This is a genomic window from Arthrobacter sp. TJ-170 (assembly GCF_058269305.1).
The window spans coordinates 52,378-69,442 of the sequence record NZ_JBZCNL010000003.1; the positions used below are offsets into that span (position 1 = coordinate 52,378).

The following is a 17,065-nucleotide window of genomic DNA, read 5'->3' on the forward strand; positions in this document are numbered from 1 at the left end:
TGTGGGAGGCGGGACCGCCAACACGTCCGAGTGTCCTGGGCGGGGGATAGCATGAACGGCATGGTCACTATTCGCCCGCTCCGTATAGACGAGCTTGAGGCTGCGCTGCGGATGAAAAACCAGGGCTGGAGGCAGGCCTACCGCGGAAAGCTTGGCCCGGAGGTGCTGGACGGCCTGGACGAGACCGTTGAACAGCAGGCGGAAGCCTGGCGGATGGGTTACGACAGCCAGGAGGATGTTCCTTTCGTCGCGGTCGATGAGCGCGGCGGCATCGTCGGTATCGCAGCAGGAGGAGCAGCGCGGGGCGATGACCCGCCTGCCGCCGTCGAACTGTTCATGCTCTACGTGCTTGAGGAGTATTACGGCACGGCTCTCGGGCGGCAGTTGGCGGATGCCGCGATCGGTGACGCCGCCGCCTGCGTCTGGGTGCTCGAGGGGAACGAACGCGCCATCGCTTTCTACCGCAAACTTGGCTTCGCTCCGGACGGCGAGTGGGAGCAGCTCTCCGATCGGTGGAGCGGGCTCAACGAGATTCGGATGGTGCGCTCCGCCCGAACAAGTGCGCCGTCACACGCCAGCCAGGCCGGAACAGCCTCACAACAGACAGGGGAATGACATGTCCAACCACTACGGGAACCAGCCCACCCAGCACGTGGTGGTGTACGCCGCGAAGGAAAGTTGGCTCGCGTACCTGCTCTGGTTTTTGCTCGGGAACTTCGGCGCCCACAAGTTCTACCTGCGTCAGAACGGGATGGGTTTCCTGTACCTGGCGCTTGGCCTCGCCGGATACGCCACGGTGGGGATTCTGATCGGGTTCCTCTTCCTGATACCGCTATGGATCATGATGGTCATTGACCTGTTCACCATCCCCGGCCGGGTTCGGCAGGTCAACGCATACCTGCACAACCAGGGCGCGGTCCGTCCCTACTAGCCGGCACAGCACCAGTTGAAAGAGTAGCGAATTCGTGGGACGTCAACGGGAGCGCAAGGGAATCACCAGCCCCGACGGCGGCCCGGTTCCTGGCATCCACATCATCGACACCGGAACCTGCGAACTGGTTTCCGACCGGTTCAACCCCAATGGCTGGGTACTCCATGTCAACGGCGTGCCGAGCTCGCACATCGACCTCGCAGATCCAGCACGGCTCGATTTCGAGTACATGCGCTGGATCAGTTCGCTGGCAACCTCACAGTGGCCGTCGACGGCGCGGTTACGCGTCCTCCATTTGGGCGGGGGCGCCTGCTCGCTTGCGCGCAGCTTTGCGGTGACTTTCCCTGACGCGCGGCAAGTCGTCGTCGAACTCGACGGCGCGCTCGCCGGCCTGGTGCGGGAATGGTTCGATCTGCCACGCGCGCCACTACTACGGATTCGGGTCGGTGAGGCGCGCGCGGTCACCGAGTCGCTCTCCGAAAACAGCCGCGACCTCATCATCCGCGATGTCTTCGCGGGCAGCCGCACGCCGGAGCCGCTCACCACCCTCGAATTCGTCGAGCAGGCAAAGCGCGTGCTGGACTCCGACGGCGTCTACGTCATCAACTGCGGCGATTCACCCGACCTCGCAATGGCCCGACGGGAGACCGCTACCATCTCCGCTGCTTTCGCCCACACCGTGATCATTGCGGACCCGGCGATGCTCAAGGGGCGGCGGTACGGGAACATCATCATTGCCGGAAGCGATGGGTCGCTCGGTGAGGATCCGGGTCTTGCGCGGGAGTTGCTGGGCGGGGGCGTGCCGGCGCACCTGTGGCACAACACGCAGGTGACCCGTTTCATCAGCGGCGCGCAGCTACTCAGGGATTAGAGGCAAAGACTCACTCCCTGCCGAGCAGCCGGTGCTCGAACGCGTCCGTCGCTGCACGTAGCGCACTTACAACGGCGGCAACGGCCGGTTGCCGCAGCGAATCCGGACGTGCCACGAGCCAGTAGCCCAGCCGCTCGGCGACCTCGTCCGGCAGCAACCGCACCAGGTCATCGTGCAGGTCCGCCATGAAACAGGGCAGCAGGCCAATGCCGGCACCGGCCCGTGTTGCTTCGACGTGGACAAATACGTTAGTCGAGCTCAACGAATCCTTCATCCCCGGCAGCAGCCGCCGCGGCGCGTCCAGGCTGTCCACCTGCAGCATGGAATCGATGAAGTACACCAGCGGGTGCTCAAGCACGTCTTCGATCGTCGATGGTGTCCCGTACTCGGCCAGGTACTCTCGTGACGCGTAGAGCCCCAGCATGTACTCGCCCAACCGGAGCGCCTCCGCACGATGCACCTGTGGGCGGCCGACCACCACCTCAAGATCAAGACCGCTGCGCGTTTGTGATGCCCGCCGTGTCGCCGCGACGATCTCAACACTGAACCGGGGATGATCACGCCGCAGCCGCGCGAAGGCAGGTGCCGCAATGTAGGCGCTGAAACCGTCTGTGGCACTCATGCGTACGACGCCGGAAAGCCGGCTGGCGCCGTCGTCGTTGCCTTCCAACGCCGACAGTGCTCGCTTGACCTCTTCCGCAGCCGCGACCGCCCGCAGGCCGAGATCGGTCAATTCCCAACCACCGCTTGCGCGCACCAGGACATGTCCGCCCAGTGAGCGTTCAAGCGCTGCGATTCGCCGGGACACCGTGGTGTGATTCAGACCGAGGGTTTCCGCGGCGGAGGTGAAGCGACCGGAATGAGAGACGGCGAGGAGGATGAGCAAGTCATCGGGTTGAAGAGACACATCTGCATTTTCGCAGATTCGCCCTGCGGAACTGGCCGTTGATGCGCGCATTAGTGTGCAGCCATACTCAATGAGGCCCATACCGGGTGACAGCCGTCACAAGCGCATCGCAGTCGAATCGACCAACCCCGATTCACCCATAGACGAACAGTGTCAGAGCCGACACAGAAGGAGCAGTTCATGAGCGTCAGTTCGCGCCCAGCCCAACCAGGAGGCAGCCCGGCCTCCAGCGAGGAAACCCCCACCGGCCTGAAGAAGATCGTTGCCGCGTCGATGGTTGGCACTGTTGTCGAGTGGTACGAGTTCTTCCTCTACGCCACCGCAGCTTCCCTGGTGTTCGGCATTGTGTTCTTCCCCAACGCGGATACCCCGCTGGACGCGATCATTGCGGCCTTCCTTACCTATGCCGTCGGCTTCGTCGCCCGCCCGCTCGGCGGCATCTTCTTCGGTCAGATCGGCGACAAGCTGGGCCGCAAGCACACCCTCCAGGTGACGATCATCCTGGTCGGCGTTGCCACCTTCCTGATGGGATGCCTGCCCGGGTTCAACTCCATTGGCTACTGGGCGCCGGCGCTTCTGGTGATACTCCGCTTCGTTCAGGGCTTCGCAGTGGGCGGCGAGTGGGGCGGAGCCGTCCTGCTGGTCGCTGAACACAGCCCGAACAAGTCGCGCGGCTTCTGGTCCAGCTGGCCCCAGTCGGCCGTGCCCGTTGGAAACCTCCTGGCTACCGTGGTGCTGCTGACCATGTCCTCCATCCTGCCCGAGGATGAATTTCTCGCCTGGGGTTGGCGAGTAGCGTTCTGGCTCTCAGCAATCATCGTGGTGATCGGCTACTACATCAGGACGCACGTCAGCGAGTCCCCGATCTTCCTTGAGGCGCGTGAGCAGGTTGAGCGTGAAAAGGCGATCAGCTACGGCGTCTTCGAAGTTGTGAAGAAGTACCCCCGCGGCATCCTCGGGGCCATGGGCCTGCGATTTGCAGAGAATATCCTGTACTACATCATCGTGAGCTTCTCCATCGTCTACCTGTCACAGGTCCATCAGTACAACACCAGCTCGCTGCTTTTCGCGCTGCTGATCGCACACGTTGTGCACTTCCACGTGATTCCGCAGGTCGGCCGCCTGTCCGACCGCTTCGGACGCAAGCCCGTCTACCTGGCCGGTGCAATCCTCGGAGCGAGCTGGGCGTTCTTTGCCTTCCCGATGTTTGACACGCTCAACCCCGTGATCATCATTCTGGCCGTGACCATCGGGCTGTGCTTCCACGCACTCATGTACGCGGGCCAGCCGGCAATCATGGCGGAGATGTTCCCACCCGCATGCGCTACTCCGGCGTCTCGCTCGGTTACCAGGTGACCTCGATCCTTGCCGGCTCCCTCGCGCCGATCATTGCGACGGCGATCCTGCAGGAAACCGGCTCCTGGGTCGGAGTGGCGCTCTACGTCCTCGGCGCCAGCGTGGTCACGGCCATCGCCGTCATCACCCTGCGCGAAACACGCGGAACGTCACTGCGCGACATCGACGCCGCCGACGCAGAACGTCACGGCATTTCGGTCGGCAGGGAAAGCTAGCCATGCCTGCGGCCAACAAGAACGACGGCGGCGGCCTGCGCCCCACCGCACAGTCGCCGTCGTCTCCTACGGTTGCCCCAACCGGATACCTCGCCGGCCGACGCGCCGTCGTCACCGGCGGGGCGAGTGGAATCGGGGCGGCCTGCGTCCGGGAGCTCGCGGCGCAGGGGGCATTCGTCGTCGTCGCCGACCGCGATGCGGAAGGTGCCGGCGTCGTGGCGAAGGAGGTGAAGGGGGAGGCCTGGACCGTGGACCTGTTGGACACTGCGTCGCTGGAGGACCTGTCTCTCGATGCCGACATCCTCGTGAATAACGCCGGTATCCAGGTAGTCCGGCCAATCGAGGAGTTCGATCCGGCCGACTTCCGGCGCATCCACACGCTCATGCTCGAGGTGCCGTTCCTGCTGATGCGCGCAGCCCTGCCGTCGATGTATGCGAAGAAGTTCGGCAGGATCATCAACGTATCTTCGGTGCACGGATTGAGGGCCTCGCCCTTCAAGTCCGCCTACGTGTCAGCGAAGCATGGGCTGGAGGGGCTCTCGAAGGTCGCTGCCCTGGAAGGGGGGCCGCACGGGGTCACAAGCAACTGCGTGAATCCCGGTTACGTGCGGACGGCCCTCGTGGAGAACCAGATCGCTGACCAGGCGAAGTTGCACGACATCAGCGAGGACGAGGTGCTCGAGCGAATCATGCTAACCGAGAGCGCGGTCAAGCGCCTGGTGGAGCCGTCAGAGGTGGCCTCCCTCGTGGCATGGCTGGCATCCGATCAGGCCGGCATGGTGACCGGTGCCTCCTACACGATGGACGGCGGCTGGTCGGCGCGCTGAGCCCACACACGCTGCGCTGAGCCCACACACCCATTTGGGTTGGCAGGACACACCCCGTATGCCCGTGCAAACGGGGTGTGTCCTGCCAACTCAACGCTGGGAGGGTCAGGCGATGCCCAGCAGTTGCTCGATGGGGCCAATGCCGAAGAAGATGACGAACGCACCCGCCACGACCCACATGAGCGGGTGGATCTCCTTGGCCCTGCCCTGGAATGTCCGGACCAGGACGTACGCGATGAATCCTGCGCCGAGCCCGTTCGCAATCGAGTAGGTGAACGGCATCAGTGTGAAGGTCAGGAATGCAGGAATGGCGATGCCCCAGTCCTGCCAGTTGATCCGGCCCACCTGGGAAACCATCATGAAACCGACGACGACGAGGGCCGGCGCAACTGCTTCGAACGGCACCAGTGAGATCAGGGGAGTGAGGAACATCGCCACCAGGAACAGCAGGCCGGTGACGATGTTGGCGATACCAGTACGTGCGCCTTCGCCGATGCCGGCGCCGGACTCAACGTAGATCTGGTTGGACGAAACAGAACCTGCGCCGCCGGCCACGGCACCGAGAGCGTCGACGATGAGGACCCGATCAACGCCCGGGATGTTGCCTTTCTTGTCCACCAGCTTCGCCTCATTGGCCAGACCCACCATTGTGCCCATGGCGTCGAAGAAGATACTGAGCAGGATGGTGAAGGTCAGCAGCAGGGCGGCGGTTGCTCCCAGGGTACCGAAAGCACCGAAGACGCTGGCGCTGCCGATCAGGCTCAGGTCAGGAATGCCGACCCAGGACCCGGAGGGGAATTCCGGCACAACGAGCGACCAGCCCTGCGGATTGACGCCGTCGGGTCCCACACTCGGTCCCACATTTGCCGCCGCTTCAATGATGACGGCGAGGATCGTGGAGGCGATGACGCCGATCAGGATACCGCCGCGGACCTTCCGGACAACCAGGGCGATCGTGAGGATCAGGCCAAACACAAAGACCAGGATGGGCCAGCCGAGCAGCACGCCTTCGAAGCCGAGCCCAACCGGGACGGTGGTTTGTGCGACGTCAGGGATGCGCCTGACGAATCCGGCGTTGACCAGGCCGATCAGGGCAATGAAGAGACCGATTCCGACGACGATCGCCGTCTTCAGGCTTTCCGGCACCGCATTGAAGACGGCCGTGCGGAACCCCGTGAGAACAAGCACGAGCATGGTGAGGCCGGCCAGCACGACGAGCCCCATCACCTGCGGCCACGTGAGTTCGGGGTTGGTGGTCACGGTAATCGCCACGAAGGCATTCACGCCCAACCCGGTGGCCAGCGCGAAGGGGTACCTGGCCCAGGCTCCCATGGCAATGGTGAGCACGCCCGCGATGAGGGCGGTTACGGCCGCGACGCGCTCCAGGCCCAGGACGTTGCCGCTGGCATCCGCCCCGGCGAGGATGAGGGGGTTGAGCACCACGATGTAGCTCATAGCGAAGAAGGTGGCGATGCCACCCCTGATTTCTCGTGAATAGGTTGAGCCGCGTTCGGTGAGCTGGAAGTAGCGGTCCATCGTGGTGCGCAGTGCAGGCACAGGTATTCCTCTGCTGGTGGGGGAGTTCGCTCGAAAGTCTATCCAATGAGCGGCTCAGGATCCTGCCTGTTCACTCCCGTAGGCTTTGGGTATGAACCAGCATTCCGCAGTAGTTGCAGCGCGCCCGGTTGCCCGTTCCGTCCAGCGCATGGCCCTGGCCCTCGCCGGCGTACTGATGATTGCGTTCGCCGTGGTCTTTGGCGCGGCGGGCGGGGCGTCAGCACATGACGAACTGAGCTCCTCGAACCCGGAGCCCGGCGCGACCCTCGAAACGGTCCCCGAGGTGATCGAGCTGACGTTCACCAATGTTCCTGCGACAATCGGCTCAGAGATTCAGGTGCTGGATGAGACCGGCGAGGACTGGGCCGAAGGCGACGTATCAATCACGGACGCCGTGGCAACGCAGGCCGTCCGCGAAAGGGCTCCGGCCGGAACCTACACGGTGAACTGGCGTGTGGTTTCCTCCGATTCGCATCCCATCGAGGGAACCTTCGAATTCACGGCTTCGGCCGGCAGCGACATGTTGGAAACGCCGGATGCTTCGGGAACGCCGGATGCTTCGATAGGCACGGGTGGTCCTGTTGAACCTGCCGAGGCGGGAGCGCTGGACCCGGAACCCACAGCGGGTTTCGATGTGTCCTGGGGTGTCATCCTCATGATTGCCGTGCTGATCGCGATCACCATAGTGCTCGGTATCGGTGCCCGGCGGCGGATCAAGCAGGGAAACGGCGAAGCCCCGTAGAAATCTCGTCAGGCGCTGATGACGGGAGTGCGCTTGGTTGAGCCGGTCACTGCGGCGGCCAGAGCGGCAGCTTTCACGGGCTGGATTACCTGAGCCGCGACGGCTCCCTGCGTGACAATTGCGTCGCTGATGACCTTTGCCTGACGGACGATCTCCCGGGTTGTGGGCGTCAGCACTTCCCCGACACCGATGAGGTAAAGGCCTATCGCGCGCAGGGCCGCCTTGATGTCACTTCCTACGACGAGACCAAGAGACTGTACGAAGCGGCGCAACTGGTTTTGCGGATATTTCGTCAGGACCACATGGTCCGCGAGCAGGACGCCGTTCCGGGTCTGCACCGCCCACTTTTTGGAGCCGAGCACGGGCGCTGGAAGATGCTGCGAGTAACCGACCATGCACAAGCCCTCCGCCACGGTTTCCTGCCGGATGTCCAGCGAATGGCTGGATGCGTAGCACCTCAGGAGCCTCAGGAGCTCAGTGCGTTCGGACAGGGACACCGAGTCGGTCATGACCGTCCTGTTTGGCCCGGAGTTCAGACACTCCATGCTCTCGACCACGATGGACTGCACACCTCGGCGGCTCAGCTCGCTGGCGACGGCCAGACCTGAGAGTCCGGAACCGATCACCACAGTGGTTGTCATCTCTGCCGCGGCCTGCGTGAAGGACTCCGCGGTCACGTGGGTGATCGACTCCGGCATCATCGATGAAAACCTCCTGAGGGAAGGAGAATTCCGCACAGCCCGGCGCCTCTTCCGGGCTGTGCGGACACTTGGCTGCGAACGGGTCAACCAAGCGCACTGAAAGCGGGCGGAACCCCTAGGGAGACCATCCGCCCGATAACGATTCTCGAAGCCTATATAACTTTTTGGGTGCTGAATAGTCTTCCTACTGAAGAGTAGGCTAGAAATATCTGAACGGCTCAGCGAAGGTGTGACATGGGGCAAGCCGTGAGGAGGCGGGACATGAGTGAGGCATATATGCGGGACGCGCCGAGGCATTCTCCGGGGCGCGGAATAGTTGTCGGAGTCGACGGCTCCGATCAGAGTATGTGCGCCCTGGTGTGGGCGGCCCACGAGGCTGAGCGCCGCCGATCCCCGCTGCATGTGGTAACTGCGTATACAGTCCCCGTTTTCGCGGCGTCGAGCATGGATGCAGGTTACGCAACCGTGGATGACTCGGTGATCAGGGAGGGGGCACAGGCGGTCCTCGACCAGTCCATCGGCAGGATAGCCGGCCACCACAACATCGAGATTGTTCCCCGTGTGGAGAGCGGTGACGCCGCGGGGGTGCTCCTTGAACTCTCCGAGGAAGCCGAACTGATGGTCGTGGGGTCACGGGGCAGGGGAGGCTTCGTCGGAAGGCTGCTGGGCTCAGTGAGTTCCGCTCTGCCCGCGCACTCAAAGTGCCCCACGGTCGTCGTACCGCTCTTCTGCGCCCCGCGCCTGGACGAAGCGGGTGTGTCGGCGCCCCAGCCGAAGGGGGAGCCCTGCCCCAGGGCCGAGGAAGTCGAGAAGGTTGTCGTTGTCGGCGTCGACGGTTCCGAGCAGGCACGCATGGCATCGTTGCTTGCGGCTGAGCAGGCGGAGGCCCGCGGGCTTCCCCTGCGCGTGGTGTGTTCACTGCCGCCGTTCACCGGTTCCCTGGCGTGGATGCCGACACCGGTTGACCGGGACGCTCTCCACGAGGAAATCATGGTTCAGCTCAACGCGGGCAAGGCATGGCTGCAGAGCCACTTCCCGCGGTTGTACATTTCAGTCGAGCTGCTTGACGGGCCACCGGTTGAGGTCCTGATCGAAGCATCGCGGACGGCCGAGCTGGTTGTGCTCGGAACCCGCGGACGGGGCGGATTCACGGGCATGCTGCTCGGCTCCACCAGCCAGGGCGTGCTCCACCATGCGAAGGGGCCTGTACTCGTGGTGCCCGACCGTGAGGACCCGCGCCTGACGGACCGGTCGAACTTCGGACCAATGGCGGCCTAGCGCCGGACCTTCGTCTGCGTCAGGCGTGTTGGGCACTCTCGTGGACGGCATGCTCCAACGGCTCGAGCTGGAACGTGCAGTGCTCGGTATCGAAGTGGTTGCTCAGGCAGTGCACAAGGCGATCCAGCATCCGGTCCACACCCTCTGCGTTGAGGCTCTCTGTATCCACGACGACGTGAGCCGAGAACACAGGCACCCCGGAGGTGATGGTCCAGGCATGAATGTCATGTGCGTCCACCACTCCCTCCACGGTGAGGATGTGCTCCCGGATCATCGCAGGGTCCACGCCTTTCGGCGCTGACTCCAGCAGCACGTTGATCACATCGCTCAGCAGGCTCCACGCCCGAGGCAGGATCATGACGGCGATGAGGATGGACGCAATGGCATCCGCCTGCTGGAATCCCGTCACTGCGATCACGACGGCGGCAACCACCACTGCGATCGACCCCAGCAGGTCTCCTAGCACCTCCAGGTAGGCGCCGCGGATATTGAGGCTCTCCTTGTGGCCGCCGTGCAGGATCAGTAGACAGACCAGGTTGGCGACGCCGCCGAGCAGCGCGGCTATCAGCATGATGTCCGTGCGGACCTCGATCGGCTCACCGAACCTTCGGAATGCCTCGAGGGTAATGACGACGGCAATCACCACGAGGATGATTGCGTTGGCGAGGGCGGCGAGGACTTCCGCCCGCTGGTAGCCGTAGGTGCTGCGGGCAGTGGCGGGCCGGGCGGCGATCCAGGAAGCAAGCAACGCTATGAAGACTCCGGCGGCATCTGAGAGCATGTGGCCGGCATCGGCGAGCAGCGCCAGCGATCCGGACAGCACAGCTCCGATCACCTGTATGACCACGACGGTGAGCGTGATAGCGACGACCGTGATCAGGGATTTGCGGTGCTTTCCCGTCGCTGTGGCGGGATGCCCGTGAGAATGTGCGCCCATACAACCAGTATGAAGCCCGGCCTGTTGTGGAGTCCGCTTATCCCCACCCGAGCTCGTGGAGGCGCTCGTCCTCGATGCCGAAGTGGTGCGCAACCTCGTGGATCACTGTGATGAGGATCTCGTTCACCAATTCCTCGCGGCTATCGCACATGCGCAGGAGCGGTTGGCGGAAAATGCTGATCCGGTCAGGGAGGGATCCAGCATCCCACCATGAGTCCCGCTCGGTTAGCGGGGTTCCTTCGTAGAGGCCCAGGAGGTCGGGGTCGGGTTCTTCTCCCGGACCAGGCTCAAACTCCTCCTTCACGAAAATCGCCACATTGTTCATCGCGCGCGCAAGCTTGTCAGGGATCTGGTCGATGGCGTCGTCGACGGCGGACTCGAAGTCCTCGAGGCTCATGTCAATGGGCACGCAGGAAACTCTACTGCCGCGGCTCCCGCCGTACGTCCGGCGCGGAACTTCCGCGTTTTGTGTAATCGAGATTGAGGCCCTATAGTTTTAGAGGTCCACAACGAGGAGTAAAGCACTTGTGTGGTCCAGGCCCCCATCGTCTAGCGGCCTAGGACACCGCCCTTTCACGGCGGCGGCACGGGTTCGAATCCCGTTGGGGGTACGCAGGAGAGTTGTCCAAAGCACCGTCGTGGTGCTGTTAGGATAAAACTCTTGCAAAATCGCAAGGCCCTGTAGCGCAGTTGGTTAGCGCGCCGCCCTGTCACGGCGGAGGTCGCGGGTTCAAGTCCCGTCAGGGTCGCTTAGGCGGTCGGAGAAATCCGGGCGTCGACGGTGATCATCACAAGATGGTTGCAAGGCTCTGTAGCTCAGTTGGTAGAGCGTTCGACTGAAAATCGAAAGGTCACCGGATCGACGCCGGTCGGAGCCACCACTGAAAGCCCCTGGGAAACCGGGGGCTTTTGCTTTGCCCACTTGCTTTTGACTCCCGGCCGTTTCCCCGCGCTTCAGTGTCGAATCGATTCAGTGCCGAGGCCCGTCCATTAGGGTAGGTCTCGGGAACGAGCAAATGCACGCAACGCGGGAAGGGCTGCAACATGCCACATAGGATTCTGGTTGTCGACGATGACGCGGACATTCGCGATCTCGTTGCCACCAAGCTGCAGTCCAGCGGTTATGACGTGGAGACCGCCGGTGACGGCGTCGCCGGCCTGGAACTGGCAAAGGCCAACGACTACAGTCTCGTGATTTCGGACGTCATGATGCCCGGCATGTCCGGAGTGGACATGGTCCGGATGATGCGCGCAGCTGAGCCCCCCATCTCCGTTCCTGTAATCCTTCTGACGGCGAAGAACCAGGAACGTGACATTGAGAACGGCTTCGCAGTCGGAATCACCGACTACGTCGTCAAGCCGTTCAGCCCCCGCGAGCTCGCAGCCCGGGTTGCCGGCATTCTCGCCCGCTAATTCCTGTGCTGGTCTCCTGGGAGGTACTGGCGATCGCCGTCGTCGTACTGATTGTTGCTTGCGTTCTTGCGCTCGCCGCCGTAGTCATCGTCAAGACTTCGCGCCACGCACGTGAGCGTCGCCGGACGGTGCATGATGCGACCATCCGCCGTCGCATCATGGAGCTTGCGGTTGCTGAGGATGCCGCGCTGGATGGGCTCGTGAGGGATCTCGTGTCCACTTCGGGCACCGTTGGCGCCCACGTCGAGGAAACGCTCCTGCGACTGATCCCCGAAGTCCGCGGAGATGTGCGCGAGGCGATGATCCGCGTCCTAGCCGGCCGCGGCCTCCTGCGGCGTTCCCTGGAGCGCATCAACTCCCGAAGCGCCATCCAGCGGGCGGGTGCGGCGGAACTGCTTGGTATTTTCGGGGGCAGGGAAGTTGTCAGGCCCCTCACTGTGGCGCTACGGGACAGGAGCCTCGAAGTGCGCCTGGTGGCCGCCCGTGCCCTCGGTGTCACCGCCCGACCGGAAGCGGGAGGCAACCTGCTCGACGCGCTGTCCCTGACCAGCGGAATCCCCCACTCTGTCGCGGCCACAGCGTTGCTCAATCTGCCCGAGCAGGATCCCGAGGTGTACATCGAGGGACTGAGGGACCGCGATGCCGGGATTCGCTACGGGTCTGCCGCCGTCGTCGGACTGTTGCTCATGTCCGAAGCGGCGGAGGCGCTGTTCCGGTGCATGGTGTCGGAAGGTAAGCGGGAGAACGCCTCCGACGTCGTCATTGCGGCCTGCGCGCGATCGCTGGGCAGGCTGAGCTACAAGCCCGCCATCAGCGCGCTGGCGGAAATCTCCTGCTCAGGCGAGGCGCCGTCGTCGGTCCGGCAGGCAGCCGGCGAAGCGCTCAAGGGGATGCCCGGCGTCGAGGCGCGCGAGATGCGCCGCCGGGTCATGGAACGAGCTGATGCGGATGTTCGCCGCATCCTCGTGGACGCCTGAGGGAGCGCATGGACAACGTACTGGATCCGTTGAGATCGGGAATCCAATGGCTCTTCGAGCTGACGGCGTACCCCGTGCTCGCATACGTCATTGTCATCAACACCTCCCTTCTGCTGCTCATCATTCTTGCCAGCGTGAACTTCAGCGCGCACCTTCGGCGGCAGTCCTTCGCGGGGTCCCGTATAACGGCCGCGTCTCCGCTGAGCCCGGGCATCTCCGTCCTCATGCCCGCCTACAACGAAGGAGCCGTGATCGCCGCGTCGGTGCGCGCAGTGCTGGACCTGCGTTATCCGGATCACGAGGTCGTTGTCATCAACGACGGCAGCTCGGATGAGACGCTGCAAACGCTGATCGATGTGTACGACCTCGTTGAAGACCGGCGGGAGGTTTCGACCAGGGTGCCCGTCCGCGGAACCATCCGCAGCATCTACCGTGCACGCGATACTGCGCTGCCCATCGTCGTGATCGACAAGGAAAACTCCGGCCGGTCGGACTCGCTGAATATGGGCCTGAACGTGGCGTCGAAAGACCTGGCGGTCATGGTCGACGCCGACAGCCTGCTGGATCCTGACTCTCTCCTGGTGGTGTCGAAGCCCTTCACGGATGACCCCGAACGGGTGATCGCGACCGGCGGTGTGGTGCGCGTCGCCAACGGGTGCGAGGTGGTGGCGGGCCGAGTGGTCGGCGTGAATATGCCGAAGAATTACTTCGCCCGCATCCAGATCGTTGAGTACCTACGCTCGTTCCTCCTCGGGCGCGCCGGCTGGTCGCAGCTGAATTCGCTGATCCTGATTTCGGGTGCGTTCGGCATGTTCCGGCGTGACCTGGTGATCCAGGCAGGCGGGCTGGATCCGGATTGCATCGGCGAGGACTTCGAGCTGGTCATGCGGCTGCACCGGATGATGCGCGGGTCTAAACGAAAGTACCGGGTCATCTTCATCGCCGAGCCGGTGTGCTGGACTGAGGTGCCCTCCACTGCCGCTGTGCTCGCACGACAACGACGGCGGTGGCACCGCGGTCTGTGGGAGGTCCTCGTGAAGTACCGCGGCATGACCTTCAACCCGCGCTACGGAACTGTAGGCATGATCGCTTTGCCGTACTACTGGATCTTTGAGCTTATTGCCCCGGCAATCGAACTCTTCGGGATCATCATCGTCCCGTTGGGCCTGCTGCTCGGCGTGGTCCATGTGCCCTACGCGCTCGCGTTCATTGCGGTGGCGTACCTCTATGCCATCTTCGTGTCCCTGATGGCGCTGCTGGTGGAGGAAGCTTCCTTCCACCGCTACAACCGCTGGCGTGACCTGGGGACCGCGCTGCTGGTTTCGGTGCTGGAGAACATCGGGTACCGCCAGCTCACCGCAGTCTGGCGCATCCAGGGGTGGTGGACAGCACTTCGCGGCAAGAAGCAGGTGTGGGGCACCATGACGCGGACGGGGTTCGAAACCGCGTCACGGTAACCCAGGGCGATGCGTGTGTGGGCGGACAGGGTTCTGGGAGAGGACTTGCCCGGTTGACCGTTAATATCGAGGAGCGTAGCCGACAGGAATGAGAGTTCCATCGGCAAGCCCCCGCAACTGGAAGGATCGTCAGGCGTGAAACCCTTGTTCGCCGCGGCCACCTGGAGCGCTGCCGCTCTGGTGTTGTCCGGCTGTGCCGGGACTGCGCCGGAGGCGACAAGCAGCCTGAGCATGCCGCCCGAACCGTCCAGGGCGACGCAGCCGTCACCTTCCGGGTCGGCGGCACCGCACCCGAGGCTGGCCGAGGAGGAGAGCGCCGGAGCCGCAATGGAAGACTGCCTTGTCGTGGCCGCTGGGGTTTCCTCTGTGCTGCTCGCACCGCTCAGTTTCATGGGGGATGAAGACCCCGAAAGCATGGCGAAGCTTGAGCATCAGCTGGACCATCTGCACGGGAAGGTGCCCGATGAGCTCAAGCCGCATTTCGTTCGGGTGGCGGATGCGGCGGAGGGCGGTGAGGACGGGGCCGGCCAGTTCGATGAATCCGCCTTCCGGGAAGCGCTGAAGCCGGTGCAGGAGTGGCTTACGGATCACTGCACCGAGCCCGCCCCCTGACCGTTTCCGGTGTGTGTCAAAGGTTCAGCGGAAGGGTTAGGCTGGGCGAAAGAGAAAGGGTCCCAGCATGGAAAACGAGCAGGAAACCCGGCCCGCGGGATTAACGCCGATCGCTGCCTCGGCAACCGGCAGGACAACCATCTCGGAAACGGCCGTTGCCAAGGTCGCCGCTATTGCCGCCCGTAAGGTGCCGGGAGTGTATGCGCTGGGCAGTGGAACCGGACGGGCGCTGGGAGCGCTACGCGACGTCGTCGGTGCCAGTGATCTGGCACAGGGCGTACACGTGGAGGTTGGCGAGATCCAGGCTGCTGTGGACGTGAACCTTGTCGCCGAATACGGCTACCCGCTCACGGCGGTGGCGGACCAGGTCCGGGCAGCAGTCTTCGCTGCGGTCGGTGAGCTCGTGGGCCTGCAGGTGATCGAAGTCAACGTCGAGGTCAATGATGTGCACGTGCCCGGCCTGAATGATCCGAAGACCCCCGAAAAGCCGCGCCCGGCGGCGAGCTAGGAGACACCATGAACCTCACTGTCGTCGGGATCCTCGTGGGTACCATCCTGGCTTTCGCTGCCCTCATCTTCGAATTCTGGGGTTTCCTTCTGGTGGCCCTTTTCATGGCCATCGGCGCGTTCGTTGGCCGGGTCGCAGAGGGCAAGCTCGACCTTCGCAGCGTGCGCGACGCCCTGGCCGGACGCCGTTCGTCCTCGTGACCCCCGCATCCGCCGCGCGGGTGCGGCTCCCCGGTCACAATCGAATCAGCACGCAGGCACTGACCAGCACGGCCTGCGGCGTTGCCTCCGATGTGCTTCACGTGCCTGTCCGGGAGATTCGGGCAAGCTGGTTCGACGACGCGGGATTGCTTGCCCTGATCCTTTCCCTGCCCATCGCAGTGCCTCCCCTGCACAGGGTGGCAGCGGATCCGTCAGCCGTTGAAGTGTTCGGCGGATCCGTTGAGGAGCGGGTGCACCGTGCCAAAGGGGAGATTCTGCACCGCGTCATGCAGCTGAGCGGATCGCGCTTGAGCCGCGTGGACATCCGCGTCACAGGCGCTCTCGTTTCCGACGGCGGGAGGGCCAGATGAACGACGAAACCACCCGCCTGACCTCGGACGTCATCCGGCGGGAAACACACGCGTCCCGAGCGATACCGTCAACTATCGTCGCCGTACTCGTCATTCTGCTGTCCCTGTATGTGATGCTCGAGGCGGCACTGAAGGCGCTCGGACAGGAGCCGTGGCTGTTGGGGCCTGAGGAGGCTGCGGGTTGGGTCGGATCCCTCCCCTCGGGCATATCCACCAGCGTGCTTGCCGCGGCCGGAGCGCTGATCTTCCTGGTGGGTCTCTTTTTCTTCCTGACCGCCCTCCTGCCCGGCAGGAGGGCCCGGCTGAGCATACCGAACGATCGTGCCGCCGTCGTCGTTGATTCGGAGGTGCTGGCCTCCTCCCTGGCGCGCCGCGCACGTGTCGCCGCGGGTGTGGCGCCGGAGCAGGTACTGGTGACGATCGGGCGGCGGATTGTCGAGGTGCAGGTGCGCCCAACGTCGGGAATCCCGGTCAACGACCGGTCAGTGCAGGCGGCGGTGGAGGACGAACTCCGCCGCAGCGCCGTCGACCCCGTACCCGAGGTCCGTGTGGTCGTGGCGCAGTCAGGGGTGATTGGGCAGTGAACCAGACCCCGCGAATCATCAACCGCATCCTGCTGGCGGTGTTCGGAGCGATCCTGATGCTGGTGGGCGCACTGGCGCTGTCTCTCGGTGCGCCCGGAGTTGACCGCTGGTGGCAGTCGACGGCAGCACAGGCCGGTGAGGCAATCAGCAACGTGCTTGGATCCACCACGCTTCCAGGGCAGCGCGACAGCTGGCTATGGATTGTCGTGGCCCTGCTCATGGTCCTGCTGGTTATCCTCATGATCGCGTGGGTGGCCAACCAGGGGAAGGGCCGCTCGGGAACGCTCGCCTATGACGACGACGACGATCCCGTACCCGGCAGCGTCACCATCAACGCCGCCGTAGCTGAGCAGGCGCTCAAGGCGGCGCTGGACGAGCGGGTGGACCTGGTGAACTCAGCGGTGTCGACCTATGAGTTCCGCGGCCGGCCTGCGCTGAAGGTGCGGGTGTTTCCACGGCAGGGGGTAGCGCCCTATGTTGTGGCGGAAGAGGTCTCGGGGCTCGTTTCGGCGCTGGACGATGTCCTCGGCGTGCAGACCCCGGTGCTGATCAGCATCAGCTCCGGCGCCCGCACGCGCTTCACCCGCGCCGAGAGAGTGCGCTAGCGCTTAGCCGCAACCT

20 protein-coding genes, 3 tRNA genes and 1 pseudogene are annotated in these 17,065 nt (G+C 63.9%); 19 read left to right on the forward strand and 5 right to left on the reverse strand.

Annotated elements, in window-relative coordinates; all coding sequences use genetic code 11:
• The first annotated feature begins 60 nt into the window (after positions 1-60).
• The 3 genes from AC4D1W_RS07120 to AC4D1W_RS07130 are packed head-to-tail and all read left to right on the forward strand — an operon-like array spanning position 61 to position 1,802.
• Positions 61-615, forward strand: coding sequence for a GNAT family N-acetyltransferase (locus tag AC4D1W_RS07120; RefSeq protein ID WP_490898259.1), 555 nt, complete (start codon positions 61-63; stop codon positions 613-615).
• A gap of 1 nt (position 616) precedes the next feature.
• Positions 617-931, forward strand: a complete 315-nt coding sequence (locus AC4D1W_RS07125; protein ID WP_490898260.1) for a TM2 domain-containing protein — start codon at positions 617-619, stop codon at positions 929-931.
• A 34-nt stretch (positions 932-965) separates the two neighbouring features.
• Positions 966-1,802 (forward strand): spermidine synthase, encoded by an 837-nt coding sequence (locus AC4D1W_RS07130; protein WP_490898261.1) that lies wholly within the window; start codon positions 966-968, stop codon positions 1,800-1,802.
• Positions 1,803-1,812: 10 nt separating this feature from the next.
• Here the strand turns inward: AC4D1W_RS07130 and AC4D1W_RS07135 are convergent, their stop codons facing one another.
• Positions 1,813-2,709, reverse strand: coding sequence for a LysR family transcriptional regulator (locus tag AC4D1W_RS07135; protein WP_490898262.1), 897 nt, complete (start codon positions 2,707-2,709; stop codon positions 1,813-1,815).
• A 180-nt stretch (positions 2,710-2,889) separates the two neighbouring features.
• On the opposite strand from AC4D1W_RS07135, the pseudogene AC4D1W_RS07140 reads away from it, so the two are divergent.
• A pseudogene (locus tag AC4D1W_RS07140) lies at positions 2,890-4,280 on the forward strand (MFS transporter).
• Positions 4,281-4,282: 2 nt separating this feature from the next.
• Positions 4,283-5,107 carry a 3-hydroxybutyrate dehydrogenase gene (locus AC4D1W_RS07145; protein ID WP_490898263.1) on the forward strand — a complete coding sequence of 275 codons (825 nt, stop codon included), beginning with the start codon at positions 4,283-4,285 and terminating at the stop codon, positions 5,105-5,107.
• Between the two features lie 105 nt (positions 5,108-5,212).
• On the opposite strand, the gene AC4D1W_RS07150 is transcribed toward AC4D1W_RS07145, so the two are convergent.
• Entirely contained in the window at positions 5,213-6,643 is a 1,431-nt protein-coding gene (locus AC4D1W_RS07150; protein WP_490898486.1) for an NCS2 family permease, read from the reverse strand.
• 112 nt (positions 6,644-6,755) lie between these two features.
• Here AC4D1W_RS07150 and AC4D1W_RS07155 point away from each other — a divergent pair, with 112 nt between their 5' ends.
• The gene (locus tag AC4D1W_RS07155; RefSeq protein WP_490898264.1) at positions 6,756-7,406 is read left to right on the forward strand and encodes a copper resistance CopC family protein; all 651 of its coding nucleotides are present in this window, start codon (positions 6,756-6,758) and stop codon (positions 7,404-7,406) included.
• 8 nt (positions 7,407-7,414) lie between these two features.
• On the opposite strand, the gene AC4D1W_RS07160 is transcribed toward AC4D1W_RS07155, so the two are convergent.
• Positions 7,415-8,107 (reverse strand): FAD-dependent monooxygenase, encoded by a 693-nt coding sequence (locus AC4D1W_RS07160; RefSeq protein WP_490898265.1) that lies wholly within the window; start codon positions 8,105-8,107, stop codon positions 7,415-7,417.
• A 261-nt stretch (positions 8,108-8,368) separates the two neighbouring features.
• Between AC4D1W_RS07160 and AC4D1W_RS07165 the strand changes: the two genes are divergently transcribed.
• Positions 8,369-9,385, forward strand: coding sequence for a universal stress protein (locus tag AC4D1W_RS07165; RefSeq protein ID WP_490898266.1), 1,017 nt, complete (start codon positions 8,369-8,371; stop codon positions 9,383-9,385).
• Between the two features lie 19 nt (positions 9,386-9,404).
• Here the strand turns inward: AC4D1W_RS07165 and AC4D1W_RS07170 are convergent, their stop codons facing one another.
• Both AC4D1W_RS07170 and AC4D1W_RS07175 read right to left on the reverse strand, forming a co-directional pair.
• A complete protein-coding gene (locus tag AC4D1W_RS07170) occupies positions 9,405-10,322 on the reverse strand; it encodes a cation diffusion facilitator family transporter (protein ID WP_490898267.1) in 918 nt (305 codons plus the stop codon).
• A gap of 37 nt (positions 10,323-10,359) precedes the next feature.
• The gene (locus tag AC4D1W_RS07175; protein ID WP_490898487.1) at positions 10,360-10,719 is read right to left on the reverse strand and encodes a metallopeptidase family protein; all 360 of its coding nucleotides are present in this window, start codon (positions 10,717-10,719) and stop codon (positions 10,360-10,362) included.
• Between the two features lie 141 nt (positions 10,720-10,860).
• Here AC4D1W_RS07175 and AC4D1W_RS07180 point away from each other — a divergent pair.
• The 12 genes from AC4D1W_RS07180 (at position 10,861) to AC4D1W_RS07235 (ending at position 17,049) form a co-directional block, all read left to right on the forward strand.
• Positions 10,861-10,933: transfer RNA gene (locus AC4D1W_RS07180), tRNA-Glu, on the forward strand.
• Positions 10,934-10,997: 64 nt separating this feature from the next.
• Positions 10,998-11,071, forward strand: a tRNA-Asp gene (locus AC4D1W_RS07185).
• A 56-nt stretch (positions 11,072-11,127) separates the two neighbouring features.
• Positions 11,128-11,203: transfer RNA gene (locus tag AC4D1W_RS07190), tRNA-Phe, on the forward strand.
• A gap of 163 nt (positions 11,204-11,366) precedes the next feature.
• A complete protein-coding gene (locus AC4D1W_RS07195) occupies positions 11,367-11,735 on the forward strand; it encodes a response regulator transcription factor (protein ID WP_490898268.1) in 369 nt (122 codons plus the stop codon).
• 5 nt (positions 11,736-11,740) lie between these two features.
• On the forward strand, positions 11,741-12,712 hold the full coding sequence (locus AC4D1W_RS07200) for a HEAT repeat domain-containing protein (protein ID WP_490898269.1): 972 nt from the start codon (positions 11,741-11,743) through the stop codon (positions 12,710-12,712).
• Between the two features lie 8 nt (positions 12,713-12,720).
• Positions 12,721-14,169 (forward strand): glycosyltransferase family 2 protein, encoded by a 1,449-nt coding sequence (locus AC4D1W_RS07205; RefSeq protein WP_490898270.1) that lies wholly within the window; start codon positions 12,721-12,723, stop codon positions 14,167-14,169.
• Positions 14,170-14,304: 135 nt separating this feature from the next.
• Positions 14,305-14,781 (forward strand): hypothetical protein, encoded by a 477-nt coding sequence (locus tag AC4D1W_RS07210; RefSeq protein ID WP_490891255.1) that lies wholly within the window; start codon positions 14,305-14,307, stop codon positions 14,779-14,781.
• 67 nt (positions 14,782-14,848) lie between these two features.
• Positions 14,849-15,289, forward strand: a complete 441-nt coding sequence (locus AC4D1W_RS07215; RefSeq protein WP_490891256.1) for an Asp23/Gls24 family envelope stress response protein — start codon at positions 14,849-14,851, stop codon at positions 15,287-15,289.
• Positions 15,290-15,297: 8 nt separating this feature from the next.
• On the forward strand, positions 15,298-15,489 hold the full coding sequence (locus AC4D1W_RS07220) for a DUF2273 domain-containing protein (RefSeq protein ID WP_490891257.1): 192 nt from the start codon (positions 15,298-15,300) through the stop codon (positions 15,487-15,489).
• Positions 15,486-15,860 carry a hypothetical protein gene (locus AC4D1W_RS07225; RefSeq protein WP_490891258.1) on the forward strand — a complete coding sequence of 125 codons (375 nt, stop codon included), beginning with the start codon at positions 15,486-15,488 and terminating at the stop codon, positions 15,858-15,860. Before AC4D1W_RS07220 ends, AC4D1W_RS07225 begins: the two co-directional genes overlap by 4 nt.
• A complete protein-coding gene (locus AC4D1W_RS07230) occupies positions 15,857-16,444 on the forward strand; it encodes a DUF6286 domain-containing protein (protein ID WP_490898271.1) in 588 nt (195 codons plus the stop codon). The genes AC4D1W_RS07225 and AC4D1W_RS07230 overlap by 4 nt, the downstream gene beginning before the upstream one ends.
• On the forward strand, positions 16,441-17,049 hold the full coding sequence (locus AC4D1W_RS07235; protein ID WP_490898272.1) for a hypothetical protein: 609 nt from the start codon (positions 16,441-16,443) through the stop codon (positions 17,047-17,049). The genes AC4D1W_RS07230 and AC4D1W_RS07235 overlap by 4 nt, the downstream gene beginning before the upstream one ends.
• Positions 17,050-17,065: the final 16 nt, after the last annotated feature.